The sequence below is a fragment of the Massilia sp. PWRC2 genome, from assembly GCF_049896725.1.
Lineage (GTDB): Bacteria > Pseudomonadota > Gammaproteobacteria > Burkholderiales > Burkholderiaceae_D > JAFCUW01.
Window position 1 is genome coordinate 459,614 of sequence record NZ_JAFCUW010000002.1, and the last position, 16,235, is coordinate 475,848.

The 16,235-nt window shown below is 63.6% G+C and carries 12 protein-coding genes; all 12 read left to right on the plus strand.

Annotation, left to right across the window (positions count from 1 at the left end; all coding sequences use genetic code 11):
• Positions 1-62 precede the first annotated feature (62 nt).
• The 12 genes from ACP7BZ_RS06885 to ACP7BZ_RS06940 all read left to right on the plus strand — a co-directional run bounded on the left by ACP7BZ_RS06885 (position 63) and on the right by ACP7BZ_RS06940 (position 16,235).
• Positions 63-1,916 carry an alpha-amylase family glycosyl hydrolase gene (locus tag ACP7BZ_RS06885; protein WP_426111378.1) on the plus strand — a complete coding sequence of 618 codons (1,854 nt, stop codon included), beginning with the start codon at positions 63-65 and terminating at the stop codon, positions 1,914-1,916.
• 1 nt (position 1,917) lies between these two features.
• A complete protein-coding gene (locus tag ACP7BZ_RS06890) occupies positions 1,918-2,901 on the plus strand; it encodes a PfkB family carbohydrate kinase (protein WP_426111380.1) in 984 nt (327 codons plus the stop codon).
• A gap of 30 nt (positions 2,902-2,931) precedes the next feature.
• Positions 2,932-4,263, plus strand: coding sequence for an MFS transporter (locus tag ACP7BZ_RS06895; protein ID WP_426111382.1), 1,332 nt, complete (start codon positions 2,932-2,934; stop codon positions 4,261-4,263).
• Between the two features lie 1,030 nt (positions 4,264-5,293).
• Positions 5,294-6,445, plus strand: coding sequence for a methyl-accepting chemotaxis protein (locus ACP7BZ_RS06900; RefSeq protein ID WP_426111384.1), 1,152 nt, complete (start codon positions 5,294-5,296; stop codon positions 6,443-6,445).
• Positions 6,446-6,447: 2 nt separating this feature from the next.
• Positions 6,448-6,816, plus strand: a complete 369-nt coding sequence (locus ACP7BZ_RS06905) for a response regulator (RefSeq protein ID WP_426111386.1) — start codon at positions 6,448-6,450, stop codon at positions 6,814-6,816.
• Positions 6,813-7,187: an STAS domain-containing protein gene (locus tag ACP7BZ_RS06910; protein ID WP_426111388.1), complete on the plus strand. Its 375-nt coding sequence runs from the start codon at positions 6,813-6,815 to the stop codon at positions 7,185-7,187. The genes ACP7BZ_RS06905 and ACP7BZ_RS06910 overlap by 4 nt, the downstream gene beginning before the upstream one ends.
• On the plus strand, positions 7,184-9,343 hold the full coding sequence (locus ACP7BZ_RS06915) for a chemotaxis protein CheA (protein ID WP_426111390.1): 2,160 nt from the start codon (positions 7,184-7,186) through the stop codon (positions 9,341-9,343). Before ACP7BZ_RS06910 ends, ACP7BZ_RS06915 begins: the two co-directional genes overlap by 4 nt.
• Positions 9,340-10,197, plus strand: a complete 858-nt coding sequence (locus tag ACP7BZ_RS06920; protein ID WP_426111392.1) for a CheR family methyltransferase — start codon at positions 9,340-9,342, stop codon at positions 10,195-10,197. Before ACP7BZ_RS06915 ends, ACP7BZ_RS06920 begins: the two co-directional genes overlap by 4 nt.
• Positions 10,198-10,279: 82 nt before the next feature.
• Positions 10,280-11,929, plus strand: coding sequence for a methyl-accepting chemotaxis protein (locus ACP7BZ_RS06925; protein ID WP_426111394.1), 1,650 nt, complete (start codon positions 10,280-10,282; stop codon positions 11,927-11,929).
• Positions 11,929-12,549 (plus strand): chemotaxis protein CheW, encoded by a 621-nt coding sequence (locus tag ACP7BZ_RS06930; RefSeq protein ID WP_426111396.1) that lies wholly within the window; start codon positions 11,929-11,931, stop codon positions 12,547-12,549. Before ACP7BZ_RS06925 ends, ACP7BZ_RS06930 begins: the two co-directional genes overlap by 1 nt.
• Positions 12,550-13,620, plus strand: coding sequence for a protein-glutamate methylesterase/protein-glutamine glutaminase (locus tag ACP7BZ_RS06935; protein ID WP_426111398.1), 1,071 nt, complete (start codon positions 12,550-12,552; stop codon positions 13,618-13,620).
• Positions 13,621-13,733: 113 nt separating this feature from the next.
• Entirely contained in the window at positions 13,734-16,235 is a 2,502-nt protein-coding gene (locus tag ACP7BZ_RS06940; protein WP_426111400.1) for a sensor domain-containing protein, read from the plus strand.

The window sequence follows — 16,235 nt, forward strand, 5'->3', positions numbered from 1 at the left end:
TAGGCCTCGTCCAGGCAGCCGGCGTGTGCGCACGCCGGCTGTATTTCATTGAAACGATGACCATGCACACTCCTTATTCCGAACGGCTGCTGGCCGTGCTCCCCGTGCATTTGCGCGCTGATGCCGCACGCCGCTACGCCGAACATGGCGCCGTGCTGTACCAGCGCCTTGAGCAGCTGTACGGCGTAACTGGCGATTTCCCCCGCTGGTACGGCGCGCTGCTGGAAACGGCTGGCCAGCTGCATGCAGCGCGGCCAGCGCCACTGCTGGCGCAAGATGCCGCACGCAGTGCGACCCCACAATGGTTCGCCAGCGAGCAGATGCTCGGCTACAGTGCTTACGTGCGCCAGTTCGGCGGCACCCTGCGCGGGGTGGCCGGGCGCATTGAGCACCTGCGCGCGGCCGGCGTCAATTACTTGCACTTGCTGCCGTTTTTGCGCCCGCGCGCCGGCGAAAACGATGGTGGCTTTGCGCTGGCCAGTTTCGACGACGTCGATCCCGCGCTGGGCAACAATGATGACCTCGATGCACTTTGCACGGCGCTGCGCGAAGCGGGCATCAGCCTGTGCGCCGACCTGGTACTGAACCACGTGGCTGACGACCATCCGTGGGCGCTGGGCGCCGCTAGCGGCGAGGCCGCCTTGCGCGAATTTTTTCATGTGTACCCCGACCGCACGCTGCCCGACCGCTTCGAGGCGACCGTCGGTCAGGTGTTTCCTCAAGCTGCACCGGGTAACTTCACCTGGGTGGAAGACGTCGGCGGCTGGGTCTGGACCACCTTTTATCCCTTCCAGTGGGACCTTAATTACGCCAACCCGGCCGTGTTTGCCGAAGTGACGGCGGCCCTGCTGCGCCTGGCCAATCGCGGCGTCGACGCGTTTCGGCTCGATTCGACGGCCTTTTTGTGGAAGCGCGAAGGCAGCAGCTGCATGAACCAGCCCGAAGCGCACAGCATCCTGCAGGCGCTGCGCGCGCTGGTCGACATCGTCGCCCCCGGCGTGCTGCTCAAGGCCGAAGCGATTGTGCCGACGCGCCACCTGCCCGCGTACTTCGGCACGCCGGCCGCGCCCGAGTGCCAGCTGGCGTACCACAGCACCCTGATGGCGGCCGGCTGGGCTGCGTTGGCCGAGCAGGACACCAGCATGCTGCGCACGGTGATTGCGACGACACCGCCGCTGCCCCCCGGCGCCAGCTGGATTACCTATGTGCGCTGTCACGACGACATTGGCTGGAAAGTGCTGGCCGATGAAGCGGGATCGATGTCGCGGCTGGACGACGTTGCCGCGTTTTTTCACGCTGGCCCTGGCAGTTTTGCCAACGGCGTGCCCTTCCAGTCGGGCCAAGCCACCAATGGCAGTGCCGCTGCGCTGGCCGGTTACGATGATGCCGGCGGTGCGGACGAGCAGGCCGACGGCTTGCGCCGCCTGCTGCTGCTGCATGGCCTGGCGTATGCGTTCGGCGGTGTGCCGCTGCTGTACATGGGCGATGAACTGGGGGCACCGAACGACGACAGCTATCGTAGTGATCCGCAGCGTGCCCACGACACCCGCTGGGTGCAGCGCGCCGCGCTCGATGAAGTGCGCCTGGCCCGGCGCGACGATGTCGGCACAGCCGGGGCCGGCGCCGTTTTTGCCGCCTTTGGCGCGCTGGCGGCGCAGCGGCGCGCGCAGCCGGCGCTTGCCGCCGCCCAGCCGCGCCGGCTGCTGCCGTGTACCGATGGCGCCGTGCTGGCTTTGATGCGCGGCGAGGATTTTTTGAGCTTGTCGAATTTTTCTGGCCGCACCATCACGCTGACGCTGGCGTCGCTGGAGGCGGGCCACTGGCCGGGCCAGCCGCCGCAGGTGTTGCTGGCGCCATGGGGCATGCTGTGGCTGACGCGCGCCGGTGATGGCAATGACAGCGGCGGGGCACACTGACATGACGACTTCTCCCTTGCCCGCGGCAAGCGACGCCTCAATCGTGCTATTCGGCGAAGCGCTGATCGACGATTTTGCGACCGTCCAGGTGGTTGGTGGCGCACCGTTCAATGTCGCCCGCCACCTGGCCGCCTTCGCGCCCCTGGCCTGCCCGCCGTTGATGATCACCCGCATCGGCAGCGACGATAACGGTGCGCGCGTACTTGCCGAATTCAGCCGTTTTGCCATGCGCGTCGATGGCTTGCAGAGCGATGCCAGCGCGCCCACCGGCCGCGTGCTGGTCGAAGCCGATGGCGACAGCCACCGCTTCATCATCTTGCCGGACCAGGCTTACGACGCCATCGATGGCGCGCTGGCGTGCACCGCGCTGGCGCGCTGCACGCCGTCGACCATTTACTTTGGCACGCTGGCCCAGCGCAGCGCCGGCGCGCGGACCGCGCTGGCGACGCTACTGGCGGCGACACCGCACGCCGCACGCCGCTTCCTCGACCTCAATCTGCGAGACGGCCAGACCGATGCCGCCTGCGTGTTCGCCTCCCTCCATGAAGCCGATGTGGTCAAGGTCAATGAGTACGAACTGGGCGCCCTGTTTGACTGGTGCAATCCGGCGGCGCGGCCAGCGGCGCTGGTCGCTGGTGTCGACATGCGTGACATCGCGCTGCGGATGGCGTGCGTCGGCCTGATGGACAACTTCGGCGTGCTCGGCTTGATCGTCACGCTCGGTCCGCACGGCGCCGTCTATCTGGCTGCCGATGGCAGCTACGTGACGGCAGCAGCGGCAGCTGCGCCTGCTCTGGTCGACACGGTGGGCGCGGGTGACGCCTTTTCTGCTATCTATCTGTTGGGCAGCACACTTAGATGGCCGCTGGCGACGACCTTGCAACGTGCCAACGCCTTTGCCGCCGCCGTTTGCGGTATTGCCGGCGCCGTGCCGGCCGACCTGACATTTTACGAGCCGTGGCTGCTGCGCTGGCTCGCGGACTGATCAATCAAAGCGAAACTCAGAGAGTCCATCATGGCGCACCAACCGCACCTGTCGTTCTGGCAAATCGTCAACATGAATGTCGGCTTCTTTGGCATCCAGTTCAGTTTTGGACTGCAGCAAAGCAGCATGAGTCCCATCTACAGCTACCTGGGCGCCAACGAAGCGACCTTGCCGCTGCTGTGGCTGGCGGGGCCGATGACGGGGCTGATCATCCAGCCCATTGTCGGTGCCATGAGCGACCGCACCGTCTCCCGCTGGGGCCGGCGCACGCCGTATTTCCTGATCGGTGCCATCCTGTGCAGCCTGGGATTGCTGGCGATGCCATTTAGTCCCACGCTGTGGATGGCAGCGAGCCTGTTGTGGGTGCTTGACTCGGCCAACAATGTGACGATGGAGCCGTACCGCGCGTATGTCAGCGACAAGCTGGCGCCGGCCCAGCACGCGCTGGGCTTTCTGACCCAGAGCGCTTTTACCGGGCTGGGGCAGACGCTCGCTTACCTGACGCCGTCGCTACTGGTGTGGTTTGGCATGAACAAGGATGCCACCAACGCCAGCCATATTCCCCATATCGTCATTGCCGCTTTTCTGATCGGCGCCGTGTTTTCCATCTCCAGCGTGCTGTGGAGCCTGTACACCACGCCGGAGACGCCGCTGGCCGCCGCCGACCTGGCCAGATTGCGCGCCGCCCGTCGCGGGGGCAAGGCCGTGGTGGCCGAGATCGCGCTGGCGATCCGAGAAATGCCGCCCACCATGCGCCAGCTGGCGGTGATGAAGCTGTTTCAATGGTATGCCTTGTTTTGCTACTGGCAATACATCTCGCTGTCGCTGGCGAAAACCGTGTTTCATACCAGCGACCCGCTCACCGCCGGCTTTCGCGATGCTGGCCTGCTCAACGGCCAGATTGGCGCCTTCTATAATTTTATTGCCTTCATTGCTGCCTTTGCGCTGGTGCCGTTCACCCGCCGCTTCGGTCCCAAGGTGGTGCACAGCGTGTGCCTGGCGCTGGCGGGCGCGAGCATGCTGTGCATTCCCTTGATCAGCGCGCCCGGCTGGCTGTTCGTCGCCATGATCGGCATCGGCCTGGCGTGGGCCAGCATCATGGGCAATCCCTACATCATGCTGGCCGGCTGCATTCCACCTGAGCGCACCGGTGTCTACATGGGCATTTTTAATATGTTCATCGTGATCCCCATGATCATCCAGATTTTTACCTTACCGCTGTATTACCAGGCCTGGCTCGGCGGGCGGCCGGACAATGTGATCCGGCTGGCGGGGGGGCTGATGCTGTGTGCGGCGCTGTCGGTGCTGCTGGTCAAGCTGCGGCATGTGCGGGCAGGGGCGGCACAGCCATCGCTGGCGTAATTGTCAGCGGTGGCCGACGACGCTAAGCGCGCTTTTCGATTCGAGAAACATGCGACAGGCGATTGCGCGCCAGTCCCGCCTGTCGTTTGAAGCAGGTGACTGTCCCATGTGTAAAAATTTAGCAGCCCTGGCTCGGCGGGCGGCCAATCAAGGTCAGCCGGTAATTCTCCATCAGCCAATTCGACTTGTAATGCATTCGGATAAACACCACGTGACAGCACGATTTTTACGTGCCTCTGGACACAAGAGGGCGACGATGTTGAGCGCGTCAGGACAGGCCGGCAACATTCCGATTCAGGCCTCCAGCAGGCTATCTCCCCACCCCGGTTGCTTCTTCAATTGGCCAGATCAGTAACGCTTCTACAGCGCCGCCACTGTCTGTCGACCCCCGATTGCGACGGCGGGGTGCTCACCTCACCGCGGGGTCTGATTATTGAACTTGTATAGCAACAAGTGCGCAAACGCTCGCGCGCCTGTGCGAAGACGGCTTGCTGGCCGATTGCGCAAGGTCAGACTCGTTGGGCGCACCAGACTGTTGCTTTTACAGAAAATAAGGCAACGCGTCAGCCACCCCATACCGTCCATTGGCAATTGAATATTTTTTACCGTCGATAAATATACATATCGACAAGTTCAACAAAATTCCGTTTTGTTGTTGATAACGAATCGCGAACAAACAACACGATTGGTGTCATTTTTTTAAAATTGTTAGCGAGAAGCCTGTCATGTAACGTACTATCAAGTCTAATAATTCTTAAGAGTAACTTAAGTTGTTCTTGTTTAATCCTTGACAACGAATTGTTGCCGCTTGAATTCTCTCAGAAGGTAGCTCATGTGACACGGCGTGCAGGTTTCACTGCTTTAAGACCGAATGCTGGCTTCCGGCGCTAATAGTTCCTCACCACGATTTTTACTTCCCCCTCCAGGATCTGTGGCCCCTCAGGCCCTGGATGGATCGACTCGTGCTGCCTCCGCGTGTTGTTGCGCTGACAACAATAAACAGGGTATATAATTACCCTTAGGAAATTTCGTGAATATTTATCACCGCATTCATCCGGACGGCTGGCGTCTCGGCGCGCTCGGCTTCGCCGGTACGCTTGGCATGCTGGCAGCAGGCGGCTGGCGCTGGCCGCTCGCTGTCGTGGCCGCCGCACTGGCGATCGCCACCATCCTGCTGGTCCGGCGCAGCGCCGCTGCCTACCGCCAGCAGCAACAGATGCTGGCCCGGTACCTGGCGGCGCAACAGGACTTCGGCCATGCCGTGGTGCCGGTCTGGGCCGGCCACATCGAAGCGGCCCGCATCCAGATGGATGGCGCGGTCGAGTCGCTGGCGATGCGCTTTGCCAGCATCGTTGAGCGGCTCGAGCAGGCGCTGCAGGCATCCAGCCAGGCCAGCGAACCGGTCGATGGCGACGACCTGGTGGCGGTGCTGGCGCGCAGCCGGCAGCAACTGTCGGCCGTGCTGGTGCAACAGTCGGACGCCATGCTCAGCATGACTACCATGCTCGGCAAGGTCCAGGATTTGCGGCAGTTCATCGCCGAGTTGCAGGACATGTCGGCCGCGGTTGCCAGTATCGCCGCCCAGTCCAACTTGCTGGCCCTAAATGCCGCCATCGAAGCGGCGCGCGGCGGCGAACTGGGACGCGGCTTTGCCGTGCTGGCCGCCGAGTTCCGCATGCTGTCGAACCAGTCGGGCGATACCGGCGGGCGCATGGCGCTGAAGGTGCGTGACATCAGCGCGGCGATATTTGCCACCTGCCAGGCGGCCGAGCTGTCGGTCGATGACCAGCACCGCTCGCTGCAATCGACCGATACCGTGATCGGCGCGGTACTGACCGATTTCAAGGGTGTGGCCGACGCCTTGCTGCGCTCGACCAGCCTGCTCAAGGATGAAAGCCTGGGCATCAAGGAGCAGGTGGGCGAGGCGCTGGTGCAGCTGCAGTTTCAAGACCGCGTCAACCAGATCCTGACCCAGGTCTCGGCCAATATCCAGCAATTCCCGCCGCACCTCGATGCCGCCTGCACGCGCTTCGAACAGGCCGGACAGATCGATGCGCTCGATGTGCCGGCCCTGCTGGGCAAGCTGAAGAAGACTTACGTGATGTCCGATCAGCATGCCGTTCACAGCGGCGCCCTGACAAATACCGTCGACCGTTCCGCCACGCTGTTTACTGAGGTTTGAAAATGACAAAAACGATACTGGTAGTAGATGACTCCGCATCGATGCGGCAAGTGATCGGCATCGCTCTCAAGGGGGCCGGCTATGTGGTGCTGGAAGGGCGCGACGGCCAGGATGGGCTGGCGCGCTTGACCGGCCAGAAAGTGCATCTGATCATCAGCGACGTCAACATGCCCGTCATGGATGGCATCAGCTTTGTCCGGCAAGTCAAACAGATGGCGAACTACAAGTTCACCCCCATCATGATGCTCACCACCGAGTCGGACGACGCCAGAAAGCGCGAAGGCCAGGCGGCCGGCGCCCGCGCATGGATGGTCAAGCCATTCAAGGCCGAGCAGTTGCTGGCCGCCGTGCAGAAGCTGTGCCTGCCATGAAGACGCTGACCGTGTGCCTCGATGGCGAACTGAGCATTTATCGCGCGGCGGACCTCAAGCAGGTCCTGCTGGCAGCGCTCGCTGCTGGCACCGTGATCGAGCTGGACCTCGCTGGCGTCAGCGAGATCGACTGTGCCGGGGTGCAGTTGCTGATGCTGGCCAAGCGCACGGCGCTGGCGCTGGGCGGCGATCTGCGCCTGGCGGCAAGCAGCCGGCCGGTGCTGGAAGTGCTGGCGCTGCTGGGCCTGGGCGCGATGTTTGCCACTGGCGCCGCCAGCAACAACATGGCCGCCAGCAACAACATGGCCGCCAGCAACAACATGGCCGCCAGCAACAACATGGCCGCCAGCAACAACAGGACCGCACCATGAACATGGACGCCGTACTGCAAACCTTCCTGATCGAGTGCGGCGAATTGCTTGAAGAGATGGAACAGGCGCTGCTTGCCGTGGAGGCGGCGCCCGACAAGAGCGAACTGGTCAATGCGATTTTTCGCGCCGCCCACACCATCAAGGGCTCCGCCGGCCTGTTCGGGCTCGATCATGTGGTCAGCTTCACCCATGTGCTTGAAAGCGTGCTCGACGAAGCGCGCGGCGGCCGGCTGCTGCTCGCCGACCAGCTGGTGGCCCTGCTGCTTGCCTGCGGCGACCATATCGGCGCCATGGTGGCCGTGGTCGCCAGTGGCCGGATGGACGCCGACACTGCCATCAGCAAGGCCGGCGCGCCCCTTGTACAAGCTTTACATGCCTATCTGGAACCGGGCGGCAGCGCCGTTGTTGCCGCCATCGCGCCGGCGCCGTCGGGCAGCAGCCAGAGCGGTGTCTGGCACATCACGGTGCGCTTCGGCAGCGAGGTGTTGAAAAACGGTATGGACCCGCTGTCCTTCATCGGCTACCTGGGCACGCTCGGCCAGATCGTCGCTATCGTCACCCTCGATGACGGCTTGCCGCAGGCTGCCGCCATGGACCCCGAATGCTGCTACCTGGGCTTTCATATCGTCTTCAGAAGCAGCGCCGACGTCGCCACCATCGAAGGCGCCTTTGAATTCGTGCGCGACGATTGTGTGTTGCAGATGGTGGCACCAGGCAGTCCGGTCGCCCGCTACGCGGCCCTGCTGGGCGATCTGGCGGCCCACGCCGACGCGCTGGGCGATTTATTGCTCCTGTGCGGCACCATGACGGCAACCGACATCGATGGCGTGCTGGCGCTGCAGGCGGCCCCTGAACCTGTATCTGAATCTGAATCTGTAGCTGAACCTGTAGCTGAACCTGTAGCTGAATCTGCAGCGGCGCCGGTCGCAGGCCCGGCAGACCGACAGCCGCAACCGCAGCCACAGGGCGAGGTCCGGGCGACGACGGCGAAAACCGCAGAACACCGCTCGATCCGCGTCGATGCCGACAAGCTCGATCAATTGATCAACCTGGTGGGCGAACTGATCATCGTCAGCGCGTCGGCCAAGCTGATCGCCGGGCGCGCCCAGATCGCCGAGCTGCACGACTGTGCCTCGACCCTGGCCACCCTGGTGGAAAACGTCCGCGACAGTGCCCTGCAACTGCGCATGGTGAAAATCGGCGCCACCTTCAACCGTTTTCAGCGCGTGGTGCATGACGTCGCCCGCGAAATCGGCAAGGACATCGTGCTGCAGGTGAGCGGGGTCGATACCGAGCTCGACAAGACCGTGGTCGAGCGCATCGGTGACCCGCTCACCCACTTGTTGCGCAATGCCATGGACCATGGCATCGAGCCGGCCGCTGTCCGTGCGGCGCACGGCAAGCCGGCGGTCGGCGTGGTCAAGCTCGACGCCTGCCACGATTCCGGCAGCATCGTCATTACCGTCAGCGACGACGGTGGTGGCCTCGACCGCGAACGCATTCTCGCCAAGGCAATCGAGCGTGGTTTGGTCGAGCCGGGGCGCGTGCTGGGCGAGAACGAGATTTATGCGCTGATTTTTGAACCGGGCTTTTCCACCGCCGCCCAGATCACCAATCTGTCCGGGCGCGGGGTCGGCATGGACGTCGTCAAGCGCAACATCAATGCCTTGCGCGGCAGTGTCGGCGTGCACAGCGAAGCGGGGCGCGGTACCACCATCACCGTGCGCCTGCCACTGACGCTGGCCATCATCGATGGGTTTCAGGTGGGCGTCGGCCCGTCGGTGTTCGTCATTCCCCTCGATATGATCGAAGAATGCGTGCAATTCTCGTGCGAGCCGGGCCACGATTACACCAATCTGCGCGGTCAGGTGTTGCCGCTGGTGCGGCTGCGCGACCTGTTCGCCATCGACGCCGCCGCGGTGCGGCGCGAGAGTATCGTCGTCGTCCACCATGCGGGGCAACGCTGCGGCATCGTCGTCGATACCCTGATCGGCGAATTCCAGGCTGTCATCAAGCCGCTGGCGAAGCTGTTCAATCAGGTCGCCTGCATCAGCGGTTCGACCATCCTCGGCAGCGGTGAGGTGGCGCTCATTTTTGATGTGCCAGCGCTGTTTGCGCAACTGGCCAGCCAGCGCGCCAGTGCGGGGGCGTCATGAACATGGCGTCTCATGAGCAACTGGCGGCGCCTGCCATGCAGCAGCCGATCGCCATCAGCGACCAGGAATTCGTCCAGTTCCAGCGCTTCATCCACGACGCTGCCGGCATCAGCCTGTCGGCGGCCAAGAAGGCCTTGGTCAGCGGCCGCCTGGCCAGGCGCCTGCAACACTGCCAGCTGCACAGTTATGGCGATTACTTTCGCCTGCTGGCCAGCGGCCATGCCGCCGCCGAGGTGCAGGCGGCCATCGATCTGTTGACCACCAACGAGACGTATTTTTTTCGTGAGCCCAAGCACTTCGACATGCTGCGCGAGTATGTGCGCACGGTGCACCAGCCCGGCCAGATGCTGCGCGTCTGGAGTGCGGCCAGCTCGAGTGGCGAGGAGGCCTACAGCATCGCCATGGTGCTGGCCGACTGTCTGCACGAGGCGCCATGGGAAGTGGTGGGGTCGGACATCAGCATGCGCGTGCTGGAACGGGCGCGCCTGGGGCACTACCCGCTCGAGCGCACCACCCACATGCCGCCGGCCTATCTCAAGCGCTTTTGCCTGAAGGGTACCGGCCAACAGCAGGGCACGCTGCTGATCGATCGCCGCCTGCGCCAGCGCGTCTGTTTTATGCAGGTCAATTTGAATGTGCCGCTGCCAGCGCTGGGCGCCTTCGACCTGATCTTTTTGCGCAATGTGATGATTTATTTCGACGCCAGAACCAAGCAGCAGGTGGTGGCGCGCGTGATCGGCCTGCTCAAGCCGCACGGCCGCTTTGTCATCGGCCACGCCGAAAGCCTGCACGGCGTGACCGACCTGGTGCGGGCGCTGGGACCATCGATTTACAGCCGGGACGCCGCCATGTAGCTGACACCGATCGCATGCCTTCCTGCCCGCGCCGCCTGGCGCGGGCCGTTGCCTTACCCATGTTTCACTCAGGAGCAACACCATGTTTAGTCATATCAAAATCTCGCTGCGGCTCATTGCCGGCTTCCTGCTGGTGGCCACCTTGAGCGTGGTCGTCGGCGTCATCGGCATTGTCAATTCGGGCGGCATCCACGACGCCGCCCAATCGATTTATAACGATGACTTGATGGCGATGTCGTATCTCAAAGAAGCGAATATCAACCTGATTTATATCGGCCGCGCCCGTTCCAACTACCTGCTGGCAACATCGCCGGAAGAGCGCGAACAGCGTCTCGTCTTCATGCGCAAGAGCATCGCCAACTGGAAAGACAATCTGGCCAAGACGCGTCCCCTGTTCAAGTTGCCGAAGGCGAAGGAACTGCTCGACACCATCGACAAGCAGTGGGAGGCGTACGACAAGGATTTGCAGATCGTGCTGAGCATGGCAGCCCGTGAAAAACTGGCGCAGCGCAGCGATGAACTCAACAGCGCGATGAACGCCGAACGCTTGCAGGCTGACAAGCTCGACGACCTGATGACCGACCTGGCGGTGATGAAAGAAGTGCGTGCAAAGGAAAAATATGACGATGCCACGACCCTGTTCAATGACAGCCGCAAGGCCATGATTGGCGCGATGGGCGCGGCGCTGGCGCTGGGCCTGCTTCTTGGCGTGCTGATCAGCCGTAGCGTGACAGTGCCGCTGAACCAGGCGAAAGATGCGGCGATCCGCCTGTCCGAAGGCGACCTCAACGTGAAGATCAGTTCGCAAGCCAGCGATGAAACGGGGCAAATGCTGCGCGCCATGCAAGCGATGATCGCCCGCCTCAGCCAGGTGGTGTCGGATGTCAACGGCGGCGCCCAGTCGCTCGCCAGCGCCGCCCAGCAAGTCAGTGCCACCTCGCAATCGCTGTCGCAGGCATCGAGCGAACAGGCCGCCAGTGTCGAACAGACCAGCGCCTCGATCGAAGAAATGACGGCGTCGATTGCGCAAAATACCGCCAACGCCCGCGTCACCGATGGCATGGCCAGCAAGGCGGCGCAGGAAGCGGTCGATGGCGGCGAATCGGTCAACGCCACGGTGGCCGCGATGCGCCAGATCGCCCGCAAGATCGGTATCATCGACGACATCGCCTATCAGACCAATTTGCTGGCCCTGAACGCGGCCATCGAAGCGGCCCGTGCCGGTGAGCATGGCAAGGGCTTTGCGGTGGTGGCGGCCGAGGTGCGCAAGCTGGCCGAGCGCAGCCAGGTGGCGGCGCAGGAAATCGGCGAAGTCGCCAGCAGCAGCGTGATGCTCGCTGAACAGGCCGGCAAGCTGCTGCAAGACATGGTGCCGAGTATCCGCAAGACGTCCGACCTGGTGCAGGAAATCGCGGCCGCCTCGGCCGAGCAATCGTCCGGCGTGGGGCAAATCAATTCGGCCGTCATCCAGTTGAGCCAGACCACCCAGCATAATGCGTCGAGCTCGGAACAGCTGGCCGCCACCGCCGAGGAAATGAGTAGCCAGGCCGAGCAGTTGCAGCAAACCATGGCCTTCTTCCGCCTCGATGGCATGGATGGCGGCGGGCAGCGCACGGCGGCCCGGCCGAAGGCGCCGCCGCGCATGAAGGACCGCGATGGTTTCAAGCCGAATGCCAAGCTGTCGCTGGCCGCCGCCGGCGAGCTCGATGAATCCCAGTTCGTCAAATTCTGATGGGCGCGCGCAGCAACGGGGCGATGCCGGCCCGCCAGCCACAGGGGAATGCGGTGACCGATGGCGCGGTCGAGCAGCAGCAATATCTGACCTTCATGCTGGGCGGCGAGATGCTGGCGGTGGGCATTCTCCACATCAAGGAAATCATCGAGTATGACGGCATCACCCAGGTGCCGATGATGCCGGCCTGCATACGCGGGGTGATCAATCTGCGCGGCGCCGTGGTGCCGGTGATGGACCTGGCGGCGCGCTTTGGCAAGCCGTCGGCGGCGGTGACCAAGCGCACCTGCATCGTGATCGTCGAGCTCGGTGACGGGGGCAAGATGGCGCAGGGCGGCGAACGGGGCGAGCGCCACGACATGGGCATCGTCGTCGATACCGTCAACGCCGTGCTGGAAATTGCCGCTGCCGATATCGAACCGGCGCCGGCGTTTGGCGCGCGCATCCGCACCAATTTTATCGAGGGCATGGGCAAGGTGAATGGCAAGTTTGTGATCTTGCTCGATGTTGAACAGGTGCTGTCGGACATCGACCTCGGCGGGCTCGCGCAGGGTGGCGATGGTGACGATGGTGGCAGCGGGTTGGCCGAGCTGGCCGACGGCATGGCGCGGACCGACTAAATGGACCGCATCAAGGTGATGGTGATCGACGACTCGGCCGTGGTGCGCCAGGTGGTCAGCGAACTGCTGCAGGCCGACGCCGCCATCGAGGTGCTGTGCGCGGTGGCCGACCCGTTGCTGGCGAGCGTGCGCATGAAAGTCCAGTGGCCCGACGTCATCGTGCTCGACATTGAAATGCCGCGGATGGATGGCATCACCTTCCTGCGCAAGATCATGAGCGAACGGCCGACCCCGGTGGTGATCTGCTCGTCGCTGGCAGAGAAGGGGGCCCGTACCTCGATCGAGGCACTGGCGGCCGGTGCGGTGGCCATCATCACCAAGCCGCAGCTGGGCCTCAAGCAGTTTTTGCACGATAGCAGTGTTGAGCTGATCGGCGCGGTGAAGGCGGCCGCGCGGGCCAATGTCAAGATGCTGGTGGCGCGCGAAAAGCACAGCGCCGACGTCATTCTGCCACCGCCCGGCAGCGCCGGCGCCATGCTGCGCACCACCGAGCGGGTGGTGGCGATCGGTACCTCGACGGGCGGCACCCAGGCGCTCGAAGTGGTATTGAAAGCGCTGCCGCGGGTGGCGCCCGGCATCGTCATTGTCCAGCACATGCCGGAAAAATTTACCGAAGCGTTTGCCTTGCGGCTCAACAGCGTGTGCCAGATCAGCGTCAGGGAAGCGCGTCACGGTGACCGGGTGATGCCGGGGCTGGCACTGATCGCTCCCGGTGGCAAGCACATGTTGTTGAGGCGCAACGGCGCGCAGTATCACGTCGACGTCATCGATGGCCCGCTGGTCAACCGCCACCGGCCGTCCGTCGATGTGCTGTTTCGGTCGGTGGCGCGGCATGCCGGCGCGAATGCGCTCGGCATCATCATGACGGGCATGGGCAACGATGGTGCCGCCGGCCTGCTGGAGATGCGCAGCGCCGGCGCTGCCACCCTGGCCCAGGACGAAGACAGTTGCGTCGTCTATGGCATGCCGAAAGAAGCGGTGCTGCGGGGCGGCGTCGACAAGATCGTGCCGCTGAGCGCGATCGCCCGCCATATCGTGCTGCAGCTAAACGCTGCGGCCCAGCAAGCCTGAAGCGCCACGCCAGAGCGGCGTGACGCAGCGAAGGGTACCCCTAATTGTTAAATATGCGCGCATACTGTGTCACTAAAGTATTGCCTTTAGAAGTACAGCAGAAGGAATTGTTCATGCCAGAGCAACGAAAAACAGGCACGCCGGCCGCCATCAGCCGCTCTGCGCTAAAGCATGGCATCACCCAGGCCGGCTACCATTTCCAGGCGCTCATCGAGAATTCGGATGATGCCATTATCAGCAAGGACATGTCCGGCAACATTACCAGCTGGAATGTGGGTGCCCAGGCCCTGTTTGGCTATGCCGCACCGTACATGATCGGGCGCTCGATGCTGCTGCTGTTTCCCGTCGATCGCCATGACGAGGAGGCGCTCATTTTTGCCAAGATCCTGGCGGGCGAAAAAGTCGAGCATTTCGAGACCGTGCGGCTGCACCGCGATGGCCATCTGCTGGCAGTGTCGGTGACGATTTCGCCGATCCGCGACGGTGCCGGCCGCATCATCGGCGCGTCGAACATCGCCCGCGACATCTCTGAACAGGTGTCGCTGGCCAACGCCGCCCGCCGCTGCGAGGCGATCATCGCCTCGTCTGACGACGCCATCATCAGCAAGTCGCTCGATGGCACCATTCTGAGCTGGAATGCCGCCGCCCAAACGATCTTCGGCTTTTCGGCGCAAGACATGATCGGTGCTTCCATTTATACGCTGGTCCCCGCCGAGTTGCGCGAGCAGGAAGACGAGTTCCTGCGCCGCTTGCGGCTGGGCGGTAAAGTCGAGCACGTTGAAACGCAGCGGCGCACCAAGTCCGGCGGCCTGGTCGATGTATCGATCAGCAGTTCGCCCATTCACGATGCGCGTGGCAAGGTGATTGGCGTGTCAAAAATCGCCCGCGATATCACCCTGCAAAAACGCGCCGAAGCGCGCCTGCAACTGACCTCGCGCGTCTTTAGCAGCACCCATGAGGGCATCCTGATTACCGATGCCGTGGGCAGCATCGTCGAAGTGAACGAGTCGTTTTTGCGTATTTCCGGCTACCGGCGCGAAGAACTGCTGGGGCAGTCGCCGCGCATGTTCCGCTCTTCGCGCCAGGGGCCGGAAGTGCATGAGGCGATGTGGGCCGAGCTCGCTGCCACTGGCAGTTTTCAGGGCGAAGCATGGAGCCGGCGCAAGGATGGCGAAGCGTATGCGGGCCTGCTGTCGATCAATGCGATCGCCGACAGCAACGGCAAGGTGCACAACTACGTGGCGATGGTGGCCGACATCACGCCGCTGCGCACCAAGCAGGAAGAGCTCGAGAGGATGCTCCATTTCGACCCGCTCACCACCCTGGCCAACCGCATTTTGCTGGGCGACCGCTTGCAGCAGGCACTGCTGCTGGCGCAACGCACGGGGCAGTCGGTGGCGGTGCTGTATCTCGACCTCGACCGCTTCAAGCAAATCAACGACGGTTATGGCCACGACATCGGTGACCAGGTGCTGGTGGCGGTGGCCCAGAACATGCTCGGCGCCATCCGCGACACCGACACCCTGGCGCGCATGGGCGGTGACGAGTTCGTCGTCGTGCTGCAGGATGTCGGCGCGGCGTGTTACCCGGACCAGCTGGTCGAGCGCATCTTGCAGGCGTGCGCGCGGCCGCTGGCAATTGGCGAATTGCTGCTGCAGGTATCGGCCAGCATCGGCATGACCGTGTTCCCGGCCGACGGCGGCGATGCCGACCAGCTGATCCGCCATGCCGACCAGGCCATGTTCGTCGCCAAGCGCGATGGCCGCAACCGTATCTGCCACTTCGATTCGGCGTTCGAGGCGGGTATCGAGCTGCGCAATGTGCAGTTGTCGCGCCTGGCGCTGGCGATGCGCAACGATGAAATGCTGTTGCACTACCAGCCGAAGGTGAACATGCGGCTCGGCACCGTCACCGGGGTGGAAGCGCTGGTACGCTGGCAGCACCCGGAGCGCGGCTTGCTGGCACCGGCCGCCTTCCTGCCGGTGCTGCAGGACGACCCGCTGGAAGCGGTGCTGGGCGAGCTGGTCATTGAACAGGCGCTGGCGCAGATGGCGCGCTGGCAGAGCGCCGGCCTGCGCTTGCCCGTCAGCGTCAACATCGCGGCGAGCCACTTGCAGATGGCCGATTTCGCCGAGCGCCTGGGCACGCTGCTGCAGCGCTACGCGCAAGTCGATCCGGGCGACCTGGAACTGGAAATTCTCGAGACCAGCGCCTTGCGCGACTTGCAGGCAGTGGCGACCGTCATGCATGCCTGCCTGGCGCTGGGGGTGCATTTTGCCGTCGACGATTTCGGTACCGGCTATTCGTCGCTGACCTATTTGCGCCGCCTGCCGGCGGCCACCCTGAAAATCGACCAGAGTTTTGTGCGCGACCTGCTGGTCGACCACGATGACTTGTCCATCGTGCAAAGCGTGATCGCGCTGGCCGGCGTGTTTCAGCGCGCCGTCATCGCAGAAGGGGTGGAAAGCGAGGAGATCGGCGCGCGCCTGCTCGACCTCGGCTGCGACACCGCCCAGGGCTACGTGATTGCCCGGCCGATGGCGGCGTCGGCGATCGCCGACTGGTTGCGCAGCTGGCGGCCCTGTGCCAGCTGGAAGGGGCGGCTGCCGGCCTGA

Excerpts from the sequence above, each read along its gene's own strand:
- ACP7BZ_RS06885 (WP_426111378.1), top strand. The coding sequence starts at position 63 with ATGCACACTCCTTATTCCGAACGGCTGCTGGCCGTGCTCCCCGTGCAT.
- ACP7BZ_RS06890 (WP_426111380.1), top strand. The coding sequence starts at position 1,918 with ATGACGACTTCTCCCTTGCCCGCGGCAAGCGACGCCTCAATCGTGCTA.
- ACP7BZ_RS06895 (WP_426111382.1), top strand. The coding sequence starts at position 2,932 with ATGGCGCACCAACCGCACCTGTCGTTCTGGCAAATCGTCAACATGAAT.
- ACP7BZ_RS06905 (WP_426111386.1), top strand. The coding sequence starts at position 6,448 with ATGACAAAAACGATACTGGTAGTAGATGACTCCGCATCGATGCGGCAA.
- ACP7BZ_RS06910 (WP_426111388.1), top strand. The coding sequence starts at position 6,813 with ATGAAGACGCTGACCGTGTGCCTCGATGGCGAACTGAGCATTTATCGC.
- ACP7BZ_RS06915 (WP_426111390.1), top strand. The coding sequence starts at position 7,184 with ATGAACATGGACGCCGTACTGCAAACCTTCCTGATCGAGTGCGGCGAA.
- ACP7BZ_RS06920 (WP_426111392.1), top strand. The coding sequence starts at position 9,340 with ATGAACATGGCGTCTCATGAGCAACTGGCGGCGCCTGCCATGCAGCAG.
- ACP7BZ_RS06925 (WP_426111394.1), top strand. The coding sequence starts at position 10,280 with ATGTTTAGTCATATCAAAATCTCGCTGCGGCTCATTGCCGGCTTCCTG.
- ACP7BZ_RS06930 (WP_426111396.1), top strand. The coding sequence starts at position 11,929 with ATGGGCGCGCGCAGCAACGGGGCGATGCCGGCCCGCCAGCCACAGGGG.
- ACP7BZ_RS06935 (WP_426111398.1), top strand. The coding sequence starts at position 12,550 with ATGGACCGCATCAAGGTGATGGTGATCGACGACTCGGCCGTGGTGCGC.
- ACP7BZ_RS06940 (WP_426111400.1), top strand. The coding sequence starts at position 13,734 with ATGCCAGAGCAACGAAAAACAGGCACGCCGGCCGCCATCAGCCGCTCT.